The organism is Herbaspirillum sp. RV1423, assembly GCF_000577615.1.
In the GTDB taxonomy this organism is placed as follows: domain Bacteria; phylum Pseudomonadota; class Gammaproteobacteria; order Burkholderiales; family Burkholderiaceae_D; genus Herbaspirillum.
Map to the genome: position 1 here is coordinate 24732 of NZ_CBXX010000032.1, position 14379 is coordinate 39110.

The 14379-nt window shown below is 61.3% G+C and carries 10 protein-coding genes; all 10 read left to right on the forward strand.

The annotated features are described in order from the left end of the window. Positions 1-108: 108 nt before the first annotated feature. The 10 genes from RV1423_RS21635 (at position 109) to RV1423_RS21680 (ending at position 14202) form a co-directional block, all read left to right on the forward strand. Positions 109-1557, forward strand: a complete 1449-nt coding sequence (locus RV1423_RS21635) for a catalase (RefSeq protein ID WP_034301258.1) — start codon at positions 109-111, stop codon at positions 1555-1557. 236 nt (positions 1558-1793) lie between these two features. Further along, positions 1794-2969 (forward strand): acetyl-CoA C-acetyltransferase, encoded by a 1176-nt coding sequence (locus RV1423_RS21640; protein ID WP_034301260.1) that lies wholly within the window; start codon positions 1794-1796, stop codon positions 2967-2969. Positions 2970-3094: 125 nt separating this feature from the next. After that, entirely contained in the window at positions 3095-3469 is a 375-nt protein-coding gene (locus RV1423_RS21645; protein WP_034301314.1) for an RNA-binding S4 domain-containing protein, read from the forward strand. A 508-nt stretch (positions 3470-3977) separates the two neighbouring features. Next, a complete protein-coding gene (locus RV1423_RS21650) occupies positions 3978-4676 on the forward strand; it encodes a TetR/AcrR family transcriptional regulator (protein ID WP_197034984.1) in 699 nt (232 codons plus the stop codon). Positions 4677-4734: 58 nt separating this feature from the next. Continuing rightward, positions 4735-6525, forward strand: a complete 1791-nt coding sequence (locus RV1423_RS21655) for an acyl-CoA dehydrogenase C-terminal domain-containing protein (RefSeq protein WP_034301266.1) — start codon at positions 4735-4737, stop codon at positions 6523-6525. A 317-nt stretch (positions 6526-6842) separates the two neighbouring features. Beyond that, positions 6843-9230, forward strand: coding sequence for a 3-hydroxyacyl-CoA dehydrogenase/enoyl-CoA hydratase family protein (locus tag RV1423_RS21660; protein ID WP_034301268.1), 2388 nt, complete (start codon positions 6843-6845; stop codon positions 9228-9230). Positions 9231-9274: 44 nt separating this feature from the next. Then, the gene (locus tag RV1423_RS21665) at positions 9275-10471 is read left to right on the forward strand and encodes an acetyl-CoA C-acyltransferase (RefSeq protein ID WP_034301270.1); all 1197 of its coding nucleotides are present in this window, start codon (positions 9275-9277) and stop codon (positions 10469-10471) included. 75 nt (positions 10472-10546) lie between these two features. Further along, complete coding sequence (locus RV1423_RS21670; protein WP_034301274.1) at positions 10547-11311, forward strand: enoyl-CoA hydratase; 765 nt, start codon at positions 10547-10549, stop codon at positions 11309-11311. Between the two features lie 295 nt (positions 11312-11606). Next, complete coding sequence (locus tag RV1423_RS21675; protein ID WP_034301276.1) at positions 11607-12071, forward strand: (2Fe-2S)-binding protein; 465 nt, start codon at positions 11607-11609, stop codon at positions 12069-12071. A 10-nt stretch (positions 12072-12081) separates the two neighbouring features. Then, positions 12082-14202 carry a xanthine dehydrogenase family protein molybdopterin-binding subunit gene (locus RV1423_RS21680; protein ID WP_034301278.1) on the forward strand — a complete coding sequence of 707 codons (2121 nt, stop codon included), beginning with the start codon at positions 12082-12084 and terminating at the stop codon, positions 14200-14202. Positions 14203-14379 lie beyond the last annotated feature (177 nt).

Consider the following 14379-nt stretch of genomic DNA (forward strand, 5'->3'; position numbering starts at 1 on the left):
AACAATCAATTTCTTATTTTCAATTGTTTTAATTAAAGTTCATGCAGCGCCGTATCAAGCAGTTCACAGATGCGGGTCTTCTAACCTAGCTCTTTTAAGGGATGTGACATGAGCAATAAATTAACCACCGCTGCAGGCGCCCCGGTAGCAGACAACAACAATATCCAGACCGCCGGTCCGCGCGGCCCGGCTTTGCTGCAAGATGTCTGGTTCCTCGAAAAACTGGCCCACTTCGATCGTGAAGTGATTCCCGAGCGCCGCATGCACGCCAAGGGTTCGGCGGCGTACGGCACCTTCACCGTGACGCACGACATCACCAAATACACCAAGGCCAAGATATTCTCCGAAATCGGCAAGAAAACAGATCTGTTCCTGCGTTTCTCGACGGTTGCCGGCGAACGCGGCGCGGCCGATGCCGAGCGCGACATCCGCGGTTTCGCGATCAAGTTCTATACGGAGCAGGGCAACTGGGACCTGGTCGGCAACAACACGCCGGTGTTCTTCATGCGCGACCCGCACAAATTCCCGGACCTGAACCGCGCCGTCAAGCGCGATCCGAAAACCAATCTGCGCAGCGCCAACAACAACTGGGATTACTGGACGCTGTTGCCGGAAGCGCTGCACCAGGTCACCATCGTCATGAGCGATCGCGGCATCCCGCGTTCGTATCGCCACATGCACGGCTTCGGCAGCCACACCTACAGCTTCATCAATGCCGCCAACGAGCGTTACTGGGTCAAGTTCGCCTTCAAGACCCAGCAAGGCATCCAGAACCTGACCGACGCCGAAGCGCAAGACCTGGTCGGCCGCGACCGCGAAAGCGCGCAGCGTGACCTGTTCGACAGCATCGAGAACAAAGACTTTCCGCGCTGGAAGCTGTTCATCCAGATCATGCCCGAGAAGGATGCCGGCAGCTATCGCATCAATCCGTTCGACCTGACCAAGGTGTGGCCGCACAAGGACTATCCGGAAATCGAAGTCGGCGTGCTGGAGTTGAACCGCAATCCGGAAAACTACTTCGCCGAAGTCGAGCAGGCCGCTTTCTCGCCGGCCAACATCGTGCCGGGCATCGGTTTTTCGCCGGACAAGATGCTGCAAGGCCGTTTGTTCTCGTACGGCGATGCGCATCGTTACCGCCTGGGCGTGAACCACTTCCAGATTCCGGTCAACGCCGCGCGCTGCCCGGTCAATACCTCGCACCGCGACGGCAGCATGCGCGTGGACGGCAATCACGGCGCGACGCTGGGTTACGAGCCGAACAGCTACGGCCAATGGCAGGAGCAGCCTGACTTTCGCGAACCGCCGCTGGCCATCGAAGGCGCCGCCGACCACTGGAACCACCGCGTCGACGACGACTACTTCTCGCAGCCGCGCGCCTTGTTCCAATTGATGACGCCGGCCCAGCAACAGGTCTTGTTCGAAAACACCGCGCGCGCCATCAACGGCGCGTCGGAACCGGTCGTGCAGCGTCACATCGACAACTGCACCAAGGCCGATCCGACCTACGGCGCGGGTGTGGCGAAAGCAGTCGCCGCGCTCAAGGCCGGCAGCAAATGATGGCGCCGTGAGGCATACCAATCGGAAGGTCGGTATCGAGAACGCCGCAGTCCCACAAGGGCCGCGGCGTTTTTTTATATAGATAGAAAAATTTGAATAATTGCGACTCTCATACCGAAAATCCACCGTATCGCCATCGCTCCTGAAATGGACTAAGATGGACGTCCCCGGATTTCAACAAGCAAGTCAATCCACCCTCGGAAAGACTTCAGGATATTTAATCAAAGGAGTGAAACATGGATGACGTCGTCATTGTTGCAGCACAGAGAACAGCAGTCGGCAAGTTCGGCGGTTCCTTGTCGAAAATCGCCGCCTCCGATCTCGGCGCGCAAGTCATCAAGGCGCTGTTGGCGAAGACCGGCATCAAGCCGGAAAGCATCAGCGAAGTCATCCTCGGTCAGGTGCTGACCGCCGGCGTCGGCCAGAATCCGGCGCGCCAGGCAGTGATCAGCTCCGGGCTGCCCAATATGGTGCCGGCCTTCGTGGTCGGCAAGGTCTGCGGCAGCGGCCTGAAGGCAGTGCAACTGGCGGCGCAAGCAATCAAATGCGGCGACGCCCAGATCGTGATTGCCGGCGGCCAGGAAAACATGAGTGCTTCGCCGCACGTGCTGAACCATTCGCGCGACGGCTTCCGCATGGGCGACGCCAAGCTGACCGACACCATGATCGTCGACGGCCTGTGGGACGTCTACAACCAATACCACATGGGCATTACCGCGGAAAACGTCGCCAAAAAATTCGACATCTCGCGCCAGGAGCAGGACGAGTTCGCCGCCGCTTCGCAAAACAAGGCCGAAGCCGCGCAAAAGGCCGGCAAGTTCAAGGATGAAATCATCCCGATCGAAATCAAAGGCAAGAAAGAAACAGTGGTGTTCGACACCGATGAATTCGTCAAGCCGGGCGTCACCGCCGAAGCGCTGGCCGCCCTGCGTCCGGCATTCGACAAAGCCGGCACCGTCACCGCCGGCAACGCCTCCGGCATCAACGACGGCGCCGCCGCCGTGATCGTGACATCAGCCAGGCTGGCTGCCGAACTGGGCTTGCCGGTGCTGGCAAGGATCAAGTCGTATTCCTCGGCCGGTCTCGATCCGAGCATCATGGGCATGGGCCCGGTGCCGGCGTCGCAACTGACCTTGAAGAAAGCCGGCTGGACGCCGCAAGACCTCGACCTGATGGAAATCAACGAAGCCTTCGCGGCGCAGGCGATTGCCGTCAACAAGCAAATGGGCTGGGACACCAGCAAGATCAACGTCAACGGCGGCGCGATTGCCATCGGCCACCCGATCGGCGCTTCCGGATGCCGCGTGCTGGTCACGCTGCTGCACGAAATGATCCGCCGCGACGCCAAGCGCGGTCTGGCCAGTTTGTGTATCGGCGGCGGCATGGGCGTGGCGCTGGCGCTCGAGCGCTGATGCGGTGTCGGCGAGGACTGCGGTCCTCGCCTGACAAGTAAAGAAGTAAAGCCGAAAATGCAGAACATGCCGGCCTTGATGGAAAATCATCAAGGCCGGCATTTTTATTTTCCTTCATGGCAGCTATGGATTCCACCCGTATCGACAAATGGCTCTGGGCGGCGCGCTTCTTCAAGACGCGCTCGCTGGCGACCGACGCGGTCGAACGCGCCAAGGTCAAGCTCAACGGCGAGCGCACCAAACCTTCGCACAACCTCAGGATCGGCGACATGCTGCTGATCGACAACGGCGCCGCCGAATGGGAGGTCCGGGTCTGCGGCATCGCCGACAAGCGCGGTTCGGCCGCTGTCGCGCAGGGCTTGTACGGCGAGACCGCCGCCAGCGTCGAAAAGCGCCGGTTGCTTGCCGAACAGCATCGTTTCTTCCGCGAACCGGCGGCCGCCATCAAGGGCCGCCCGACCAAGCGCGACCGGCGTCTGTTGGACCAGTCTTCTTCCTGAAAAAGCGGTTGCCGGCTCCAATGCCGCTCAGTTCAATACCACCGTCGTCCCAGCGTCGTGAAGACGGCCGATACGACACTGGGTCCTGACTTTCGTCAGGACGACGGTTGTGATGGACTGGCAATGCAGTAAGGCGCTTTTACACTTCACTGAACGGCATTACCCGATGACGGGCAAATGCCGTTCAGCGAAGCTTGCTTTCCCGGCCGTCGTCCCAGCGCACGCTGGGACCCAGTGTCGTGAAGACGGCCGATACGACGCTGGGTCCTGGCGTGAGTCAGGACGACGGTTGTTTTGAGTTCGCAAATTCTTCTGGCGGCAGAACGGCCGCCGTCGCCACATCATTAGAAACAATTTGAAGGCGCTCTCATTTTTCGTTTGACATTTGGCATGCAATGAATAATAGTACGACCGTTCGCATAAAAAATTCTGCGCTGCCCAAGTAAGCCGAAGACAACGATAAACACCGGCGCAGCATACCCAAGTTGGCGTTTTTCGAGATATAGCAATGATTGAGACATCATCCTCATCCCTGACACGGCCGAAGTTCATGCGCAAGGGCGAGCTGACGCGCGCCGCCATTCTCGACATGGCGCTGGAGTTGTCCAGCCGCGACGGCCTGGAAGGCCTCACCATCGGTTTGCTCGCCGAGAAAATGAAGATGAGCAAATCCGGCGTATTCGCCCATTTCGGTTCGCGCGAAGATTTGCAGATCGAGGTGGTGCGCCTGTATCACCATCGTTTCGAGCAGGAAGTCTTCTATCCCAGCATCAAGGAACCGCGCGGGCTGCAACGCCTGCAAAGCATGTTTGCACGCTGGGTCAAGCTGGTCAGCGTGGAAATCGCGCTCGGCTGCATCTACATCAGCGGCGCCGTCGAATACGACGACCGTCCGGGCGCCATCCGCGACCATCTGGTGGCGATGGTGCAGGCATGGCGCGACGCGCTGTATCGCTGCATCAAGCAATCGATGGAAATGGGCGACCTGCGCAGCGACATCGATGTCGAGCAGATGGTCTACGAAATCTACGGCCTGATCCTGGCGCTGCATCACGATGCGCGCTTCCTCAAGATCCCGGGCAGCGTGGAACGCGCCCAGGCCGGCTTCGACCGCCTGATCGACAGTTACCGCAACCCGCAGACATCGGCGCCGGCCAAGGCCGCCGGCGGCAAAAGCGCCAAATCCCCTGCAAAAAAAGCAGCGTAGACGTTTTCAATTATTCCTGACTCATTTCCTGATCCATCAGTTCTGCCGGAGACAAAAAATGCCCCAATACAACGCCCCCCTTCGCGACATGCAATTCGTTCTGCATGAGCTGCTGAAGGTAGAAGACATCCTCAAAACCTTGCCGGCGCACGCCGACACCAACCGCGAACTGATCGACCAGGTGCTGGAAGAGGGCGGCAAATTCACCTCGCAGGTACTGTTCCCGCTGAACCACTCGGGCGATCGCGAAGGCTGCCATTACAACAAGGAAACCAAGAGCGTCACGCCGCCCAAGGGCTACAAGGAAGCCTACAAGCAATACGTCGAAACCGGCTGGGCCGCATTGTCCTGCGATCCGGAATTCGGCGGCCAGGGCTTGCCGCTGGTGATGAACAATTCGTTCTACGAAATGCTAAACTCGTCGAACCAGGCCTGGACCATGTATCCCGGCCTGTCGCACGGCGCCTACGAATGCCTGCACGCGCACGGCTCCGACGAGCAAAAGGCGCTGTACCTGCCGAAGCTGGTTTCCGGCGAATGGACCGGCACCATGTGCCTGACCGAAGCCCACTGCGGCACCGACCTCGGCCTGCTGCGCTCGAAGGCGGAGCCGCAAGCCGACGGTTCCTACAAGATCACCGGCAGCAAGATCTTCATCTCGGCCGGCGAACACGACATGTCGGACAACATCATCCATCTGGTGCTGGCGCGCCTGCCGGATGCGCCGCAGGGTTCCAAGGGCATCTCGCTGTTCATCGTGCCGAAGTTCATGCCGAACGCCGACGGCTCGCTCGGCGCGCGCAATCCGATCACCTGCGGCGCCATCGAAGAAAAGATGGGTATCCACGGCAACGCCACCTGCCAGATGAATCTGGACGGCGCCACCGGCTGGCTGATCGGCGAACCGCACAAGGGTCTGAACGCGATGTTCGTGTTCATGAACGCCGCGCGCCTGGGCGTCGGCATGCAGGGCCTTGGCCTGACCGAAGTCGCCTATCAGAACGCCCTGGTCTACGCCAAAGACCGCATCCAGATGCGCAGCCTGTCGGGCGTGAAGGCGCCGGACAAGGCCGCCGATCCGATCATCGTGCATCCCGACGTGCGCCGCATGCTGCTCACGGCAAAAGCCTATGCCGAAGGCGGCCGCGCATTCTGCTCCTACGTCGCGCTGCAACTGGACAAGGAACTGAACCATCCCGATGAAGAAGTCCGCAAGGAAGCCGCCGACCAGGTCGCGCTGCTGACCCCGGTGGTCAAGGCCTTCATCACCGACAACGCCTGGATCGCCACGTCCGAGTGCCTGCAAGTCTACGGCGGGCACGGCTACATCGCCGAATGGGGCATGGAGCAATACGTGCGCGACGCCCGCATCAACATGATCTACGAAGGCACCAACACCATCCAGTCGCTGGATTTGCTGGGCCGCAAGATTCTGATGGACAACGGCGCCAAGCTGAAGAAATTCGGCGCGCAAGTCCAAGCCTTCATCGAAGACAACGGCACCGACGAAGCGATGTCCGAGTTCATCTCGCCGCTGGCCGACATCGGCGACAAAGTGAGCAAGCTGACCATGGAAATCGGTATGAAGGCCTTCCAGAACCCGGACGAAGTCGGCGCCGCCGCCGTGCCTTACCTGCGCGTGGTGGGACATCTAGTCTACGCATATTTCTTCGCGCAAATGGCCAAGATCGCGCTGGAAAAGCAGGATTCCGGCGACAACTTCTACAAGTCCAAGCTGGCGACCGCGCGGTTCTACTTCGCACGCCTGTTGCCCGAGACAGCGACGCTGATCCGTCAGGCGCGCTCCGGCTCGGCCAATCTGATGGCGCTGGACGCGGATCTGTTCTAAGTTACAAACGCCGCTGGGTCCTGACGTTCGTCAGGACGACGGTGCGAGATTTGAAGGTGTTTGATTCTGTCATCGACCTCAAATTAATCCGTCGTCCCAGCGAACGCTGGGACCCAGCGGCGTGAATGCCTAAAGTACCAGCCAGACGGCAAGTTTTAAGAACCTCGCCGTCACGCCAGTGTCATCACAGCGCAGCATGCTGTAAAAAATTGCGGGAAGGCGTAGAGTGTCGCAAACCATCCGTTTTTTTGCCGGGTTTTGCGTACCGCTTCCTGATTGGCCAGACTTCATTTCTGCATCACTAAAAGGAGACACGCGTGTCCAACTTCATCGTCAAAAAAGTAGCCGTCCTCGGCGCGGGTGTGATGGGCGCCCAGATTGCCGCGCACTGCATCAATGCCAAAGTGCCGGTCGTACTGTTCGACCTGCCGGCCAAGGAAGGCCCGAAAAACGGTATCGTCCAGCGCGCCATCGACAACCTGAAGAAACTCAGTCCGGCGCCCTTGGGCAACAAGGATGACGCCGCCCTGATCCAGGTCGCCAACTACGAAGACAACCTGGACATCCTGGCCGGCTGCGACCTGATCATCGAAGCGATCGCCGAGCGCATGGACTGGAAGCATGACCTGTACAAGAAGGTCGCACCGCATATCGCGCCGAACGCCATCTTTGCCTCCAACACGTCCGGCCTGTCGATCACCGCGTTGTCCGAAGGTTTCGACGTCGAACTGAAATCGCGCTTCTGCGGCGTGCACTTCTTCAACCCGCCGCGCTACATGCATCTGGTCGAACTGATCCCGACCGCGACCACCGATCCTGAGATCCTCAACAAGCTCGAAGCCTTCCTGACCACCACGCTGGGCAAGGGTGTTGTGCGCGCCTTCGACACGCCCAACTTCGTCGCCAATCGCGTCGGCGTGTTCGGCATCCTGGCCACTGTCATCGAAGCGGAAAAATACGGCCTGTCGGTCGACGTCGTCGACGACCTGACCGGCGCCAAGCTCGGCCGCGCCAAGTCGGGCACCTTCCGCACCGCCGATGTGGTCGGCCTGGACACCATGGGTCACGTCATCAAGACCATGCAGGACAACCTCAAGGACGATCCGTTCTTCTCTTCGTATGCCACGCCGCCGTTGCTGGCCAAGCTGGTCGAGCAGGGCGCGTTGGGTCAGAAGAGCGGCGCCGGCTTCTACAAGAAGGTCGGCAAGGACATCCTGCGCATCGATCCGGCCAAGGGCGACTACGTCCCCGGCGGCGGCAAGGCCGACGACATCATTGCGCGCATCCTGAAAGAGAAGGACCCGGTCAAGCGCATGAAGGCGCTGCACGATTCGACCAACCCGCAAGGCCAGTTCCTGTGGGCGATCTTCCGCGACGCCTTCCACTACATCGCCGTGCATCTGGAAACGGTCGCCGACAACGCGCGCGACCTCGACTTCGCCATGCGCTGGGGCTTCGGCTGGAGCGTCGGCCCGTTCGAGACATGGCAAGCAGCCGGCTGGCAGCAAATCGCCACCTGGATCAAGGAAGACATCGACGCCGGCAAGGCATTGTCGACCGCGCCGCTGCCGGCATGGGTGTTCGACGGACGTGAAGGCGTCCACACCGCGCAAGGTTCCTGGTCGCCATCGAAGAAAGCCAACGTCGCCCGATCCGAACTGCCGGTCTATCAACGCCAGGCATTCCGCGCGCCGCTGGTCGGCGAAGGCGCCGCCGACGGCAAGACCGCCGGCACCACCTTCTTCGAAGACGATTCGGTGCGCATCTGGCATCAAAACGACGACGTCCTGGTCCTGTCCTTCAAGACCAAGATGCATGTCATCGGCCAGGGCGTCATCGACGGCATCAACAAGGCTATCGACGAAGCCGAAAAGAATTTCAAGGGCCTGGTGATCTGGCACGCTGATGCAGCCGAGGGCGGCGCGTTCTCGGCCGGCGCCGACCTGCAATCGATGCTGCCGCTGTTCATGTCGGGCGGCGTCAAAGCCATCGAACCGGTCGTGCATCACCTGCAACAGGCGCATCAACGCCTCAAGTATGCCAACGTCCCGGTCGTCGCCGCAGTCGCCGGCCTGGCATTGGGTGGCGGTTGCGAATTGCTGCTGCACGCCGCCAAGCGCGTCGCGTCGATCGAGTCCTACATCGGCCTGGTGGAAGTCGGCGTCGGCCTGATCCCTGCCGGCGGCGGCCTGAAAGAAGCCGCCGTGCGCGCCGCCAGGGAAGCCAAGGGCAACGACATCCTGCAATTCCTCAAGGATTACATGCTGGCCGCGGCCACCGCCAACGTCTCCAAGTCGGCGCTGGAAGCACGCAAGCTCGGTTACCTCAAGGCGGACGACGTCATCGTCTTCAACGCTTACGAATTGCTGCACGTCGCCAAGGTCGAAGCGCGCGCCATGTTCGACTCCGGCTACCGCCCGGCGCTGGCGCCGCAGGTACCGGTGGTCGGCCGCTACGGGGTCGGCACCATCATGGCGCAACTGGTCAACATGCGCGACGGCGGCTTCATCTCCGCGCACGACTTCAAGCTGGGCCAGATGATCGCCGAGATCGTCAGCGGCGGCGAAGTCGAAGAGGGCAGCGTGGTCAACGAGCAATGGCTGCTGGATCTGGAACGCAAGGCGTTCATGGAACTGCTGAACCATCCGAAGACGCAAGAGCGAATCATGGGAATGATGCAGACAGGCAAACCTGTTCGGAATTAATTTCCGCCAATGCATCGAACCACGTAAAAAATCAGGAGCCATAAATGACCAAACAACTTCAAGACGCCTACATCGTTGCTGCGACGCGCACCCCGATCGGCAAAGCGCCGCGCGGCATGTTCAAGAACGTGCGCCCGGACGACCTGCTGGTACGCGTTATCCAATCGGCCCTCGCGCAAGTCCCTGGCCTCGATTCGAAACTGATCGAAGACGCCATCATCGGCTGCTCCTTCCCCGAAGGCGCGCAAGGCCTCAACATGGCGCGCAATGCCGTGCTGCTGGCCGGCCTGCCCAATACCGTCGGCGGCGTCACCGTCAACCGCTACTGCGCATCCGGCATCACCGCGATCGCGATGGCGGCCGACCGCATCCGCGTCGGCCAGGCCGACGTCATGATCGCCGGCGGCGCCGAGTCGATGTCCATGGTGCCGATGATGGGCTTCCATCCATCGATCAACATGGGCGCGTTCAAGGACGAGAACATCGGCATGGCCTACGGCATGGGCCTGACCGCGGAAAAAGTCGCCCAGCAATGGAAGGTCTCGCGCGAAGCGCAGGACGCGTTTTCGCTGGCCTCCCACCAGAAGGCCATCGCCGCGCAACTGGCCGGCGAATTCAACGACGAGACCACTTCGGTCGACATCGTCGAGCGCTTCCCCAACCTGGCGACCGGCCAGATCGACATCAAGACCCGCACCGTCAACAAGGACGAAGGCGCGCGCGCCGACAGCACCATCGAAGCGTTGACCAAGCTCAAGCCGGTCTTCGCCGCCAAGGGCAGCGTCACCGCCGGCAACAGCTCGCAGACCTCCGACGGCGCCGGCGCATTGATCCTCGTCAGCGAAAAGATCCTCAAGCAATTCAACCTGACTCCGCTGGCGCGTTTCGCCTCGTTCGCCGTGCGCGGCGTGCCGCCGGAAATCATGGGCATCGGTCCGAAGGAAGCCATCCCCGTCGCCCTGCGCGCCGCTGGCATCACCCAGGATCAACTGGACTGGATCGAACTGAACGAAGCCTTCGCCGCACAAGCGCTGGCCGTGATCCAGGACCTCGGCCTCGATCCGTCCAAGGTCAACCCGATGGGCGGCGCGATTGCACTCGGCCACCCGCTCGGCGCGACCGGCGCGATCCGCGCCGCGACCACCATCCACGCCATGCGCCGCAAGAACCTGAAGTACGGCATGGTGACCATGTGCGTCGGCACCGGCATGGGCGCAGCCGGTATTTTCGAGCGCATGTAACGTACGCAGAAGTCAAAAAAGCAAAGAACAGGCCGCACGTCTCCCAGGCAGTGCGGCCTTTTTCATCGGAGACATATGGACATCCAGATCACCAAAGACAACGGTATCCTGAGCATCGGCTTCAACCGTGAAGAAAAGAAGAACGCCATCACCGCCGCGATGTACCAGCAGATGGCCGACGCCATCCGCGACGCCGAAGCCGACAGCGCGGTGCGCGTCATCCTGTTCACCGGCAAGCCGCAAGCTTTCACCGCCGGCAACGACCTCGAGGACTTCCTCAAGAATCCGCCCAACAGCAAGGAGGCGCCGGTGTTCCAGTTCCTGTGGGAACTCAGCCACGCCGGCAAGCCGGTCGTCGCCGCCGTCGCGGGCGTGGCCGTCGGCATCGGCACCACCATGCTGCTGCATTGCGACCTCGTCTACGCCGCCGACAACTCCAGGTTGTCCATGCCGTTCACCCAACTGGGTTTGTGCCCCGAAGCGGCTTCCTCGCTGCTGCTGCCGCATATCGCCGGCTACCAGCGCGCCGCCGAAAAGCTGTTGCTCGGCGAAGCCTTCGACGCCGCCGAAGCGCACGACATGGGCATCGTCAACCGCGTGCTGACGCAAGACGAACTGCTGCCGTTCGCGCAGAAGCAGGCAGCCAAACTGGCTGCGCTGCCGGCCAGTTCGATCCGCATCACCAAGCAGTTGATGAAGAAGAACCGCGTCGCCGCGACCGAGGCGCAGATGACAGCCGAGATCGAACACTTTGCCAAGATGTTGACGGCGCCGGAGGCGAAGGAAGCGTTCACGGCGTTCTTCGAGAAGCGCAAGCCGGATTTTACGAAATTTTCTTGAACTGCCGATTTAGGATCGCATGGACGTCTTAGCCTGTACCGGTCGAAAACCAGCCACCAGCGCCATATACGGATGGGAATAGCGAGCCATTTCTCCTGCAAATTTTTTCGGATAAGCCTATTATCTGCAAACGCAATCGAGAGAGAATTGCTTTCCAGCTTTTCCTGAAGTCTTCTCCGCCGCTGTCTCTGACATAGTCTCCCCGGCACTCTCGATCGCGCCAGGCATGGACATCCGGACGGATTGACGTCTTCCCCGATGTTCTACCCAACAGGACGTCGGAGGAGTGAAAAAGATGACAACCAGCTTCAACCTCAACGGTAAGCAAGTGACAGTGCAGGCGGAACCGGACACCCCGCTGTTGTGGGTGATCCGCGATGAAATCGGTTTGACCGGCACCAAGTTCGGCTGCGGCGTGGCCTTGTGCGGCGCCTGTACCGTGCAGCTCGATGGCGCGCCGATACGCTCGTGTCAGACGCCGGTCTCGGCGGCGGCGGGCAAGAAGGTCGCCACCGTCGAATCCCTGTCCAAGGACAATTCCCATCCGCTGCAAAAAGCCTGGATCGCGCACGACGTGCCGCAATGCGGCTACTGCCAGTCGGGCCAGTTGATGAGCGCCGCCGCCTTGCTGCGCACCAACAAGAACCCCAGCGACGCCGATATCGAGAACGCCATGAGCGGCAACATCTGCCGTTGCGGCACCTACAACCGCATCCGCGCCGCGATCAAGAGCGCCGCCGCGGAAATGCGCAAGGCCTGAGGAGACTGCCATGACAACCACACGACGGGATTTCCTCAAGGTAACGGCGCTGGTCGGCGGCGGCCTCACGCTGGGCGTCAGCCTGCCGGGAGCAGTCAGCGATGCGCAGGCGGCCGGCACGCTCTACACCCCCAATGCCTGGGTCCACATTGCCGACGACAACACCATCACGCTGATCTCCGCGCGTTCGGAAATGGGACAGGGCGTCTACACCTCGATGCCGATGCTGATCGCCGAAGAACTCGGCGTCGACATTCGCAAGATCAATGTCGAGATCGCGCCGGTCGGCGAGGTCTACACCAATACGCTGCTTGGCGGCCAGCTTACCGGCGGTTCGACCTCGGTGCGCGAAGGCTGGGAAAAACTGCGCGTGGCCGGCGCGCAGGTGCGCACCATGCTGGTTACGGCGGCGGCGCAGAAATGGAATGTCGATGCCTCCAAACTGCACGTGAGCGACGGCAAGGTCATCGGTCCGGGCGGCCGCAAGGCGACCTACGGCGAACTGGCCGACGCGGCCTCCAGGCTGCCGGTGCCGACGGATGTGGTGTTGAAGGATCCCAAGGATTTCAAGATCATCGGCAAGGCCACCAAGCGCCTCGACACGCCGCGCAAGGTCAACGGCACCGCCGTGTTCGGCATCGATGTCAAGTTGCCGGGCATGGTCTACGCCTCGCTGGAGCAGTGTCCGGTCATCGGCGGCAAGGTCGTGAGCTTTGACTCCGGCAAGGCCAAGGCGATGCCGGGCGTGATCGATGTGGTGCAGATCCGCGACGGCGTCGCGGTGGTGGCCGACAGCTACTGGCGCGCCAAGAAGGCGCGCGAAACGCTGACGGTGACCTGGGACGAAGGACCGGTGGCGCGCATCGACAACGCATCGATGATGGACGGCATACGCAACGCCAAGGATGCGCCGACGCCGATCAAGAAGACCGGCGACGCCGACGCCGCCATGAAGACCGCCGCCAAAACCATGCAGGCCGAATACTGGTCGCCGCTGCTGGCGCACGCCACCATGGAGCCGCAGAATTTCACGGCCGATTACAAGGACGGCAAATGCCTGGTCGTCGGGCCGGCGCAATTCCAGCAGGGCACGCAAGGCAACGTCGCCGCCGCGCTGGGACTCAAGCCGGAAGACGTCACCGTCAAAACGACTTTCCTCGGCGGCGGTTTCGGTCGTCGGCTGGAATACGATTTCGCGGTGCAGGCCGCCGAGATTTCCAAGGCCGTCGGCAAACCGGTCAAGCTGCTCTGGACCCGCGAGGACGACACCACGCACGACTTCTACCGGCCGATGGCTCTCCACCGCATGGCGGGCGGACTCGATGCATCCGGCAAGCCGGTTGCGCTGACCTTCCAGTTGACGTCGCAATCGGTGACGCAGCGCGCCTTCGGCCTGCCCAAGGGCGCGCTCGATCCCTTCATGTCCGAGGCTTCGGTGGTCGGCTACGACATTCCCAACATGACGCAGGAACTGATCGAGCACGACAGCGGTTTGCGCGTCGGTTACTGGCGTTCGGTCAGCCACGCGCTGAATGCCTTCGCCAATGAAAGCTTCATCGACGAAATGGCTGCCGCCACCGGCAAGGACCCTTACCTGTTCCGCCTGGCCATGCTCGACAAGCAGCCGCGCTTTGCCAACGTACTCAAGATAGCGGCGACCAAAGCCGGCTGGGGCAACCCGCTGCCGGCCGGACGCAGCCGCGGCATCGCGCTGATGGAGGGCTACGACACGTACATGGCGCAGGTCGCGGAGATTTCGGTGAAGGACAACGAGATCACCGTACACAAGATGTGGGTGGCAGCCGACCTCGGCCGCATGGTCAATCCCGATACGGTGGAAGCGCAGATCGAATCGAGCATCGCCTTCGGCCTGTCGTCCACGCTCGGCGCCGAAATCACGCTCGACAAAGGCCGCGTGCAGCAGACCAATTTCCACGACTATCCGGTCATCCGCATGTTGCAGATGCCGCGCATCGACGTGACGCTGGTCAAGAGCACGGAAAAACCCGGCGGCATCGGCGAACCGGCCACCGCACTGGTCGGCCCGGCGGTGGCGAACGCCTTGTTCGCCGCGACCGGCAAGCGCCTGCGCAAGATTCCGCTGTCGCCGGACAACATCAAATCAGCTTAAGCATCCCTTTGAAAGCCGCGCACCCTGTTCCGGAATAACGGAGCAGGGTGTGGATGTCTGTCCGGCTTGGTCGGCGGCATGATCATGACGGATGGCTGCCAACGCCGATCACATGCGGATGTTCTTGCCGCAGATAATCCCCTCCATCGAAACGATTAATTGTTGGAGATTGGTCGA

What these genes read in the sequence shown, in the direction of transcription:
- RV1423_RS21645 (WP_034301314.1), top strand. Translation starts at nt 3,095, where the DNA reads ATGGATTCCACCCGTATCGACAAATGGCTCTGGGCGGCGCGCTTCTTC.
- RV1423_RS21665 (WP_034301270.1), top strand. Translation starts at nt 9,275, where the DNA reads ATGACCAAACAACTTCAAGACGCCTACATCGTTGCTGCGACGCGCACC.
- RV1423_RS21650 (WP_197034984.1), top strand. Translation starts at nt 3,978, where the DNA reads ATGATTGAGACATCATCCTCATCCCTGACACGGCCGAAGTTCATGCGC.
- RV1423_RS21680 (WP_034301278.1), top strand. Translation starts at nt 12,082, where the DNA reads ATGACAACCACACGACGGGATTTCCTCAAGGTAACGGCGCTGGTCGGC.
- RV1423_RS21670 (WP_034301274.1), top strand. Translation starts at nt 10,547, where the DNA reads ATGGACATCCAGATCACCAAAGACAACGGTATCCTGAGCATCGGCTTC.
- RV1423_RS21635 (WP_034301258.1), top strand. Translation starts at nt 109, where the DNA reads ATGAGCAATAAATTAACCACCGCTGCAGGCGCCCCGGTAGCAGACAAC.
- RV1423_RS21655 (WP_034301266.1), top strand. Translation starts at nt 4,735, where the DNA reads ATGCCCCAATACAACGCCCCCCTTCGCGACATGCAATTCGTTCTGCAT.
- RV1423_RS21675 (WP_034301276.1), top strand. Translation starts at nt 11,607, where the DNA reads ATGACAACCAGCTTCAACCTCAACGGTAAGCAAGTGACAGTGCAGGCG.
- RV1423_RS21640 (WP_034301260.1), top strand. Translation starts at nt 1,794, where the DNA reads ATGGATGACGTCGTCATTGTTGCAGCACAGAGAACAGCAGTCGGCAAG.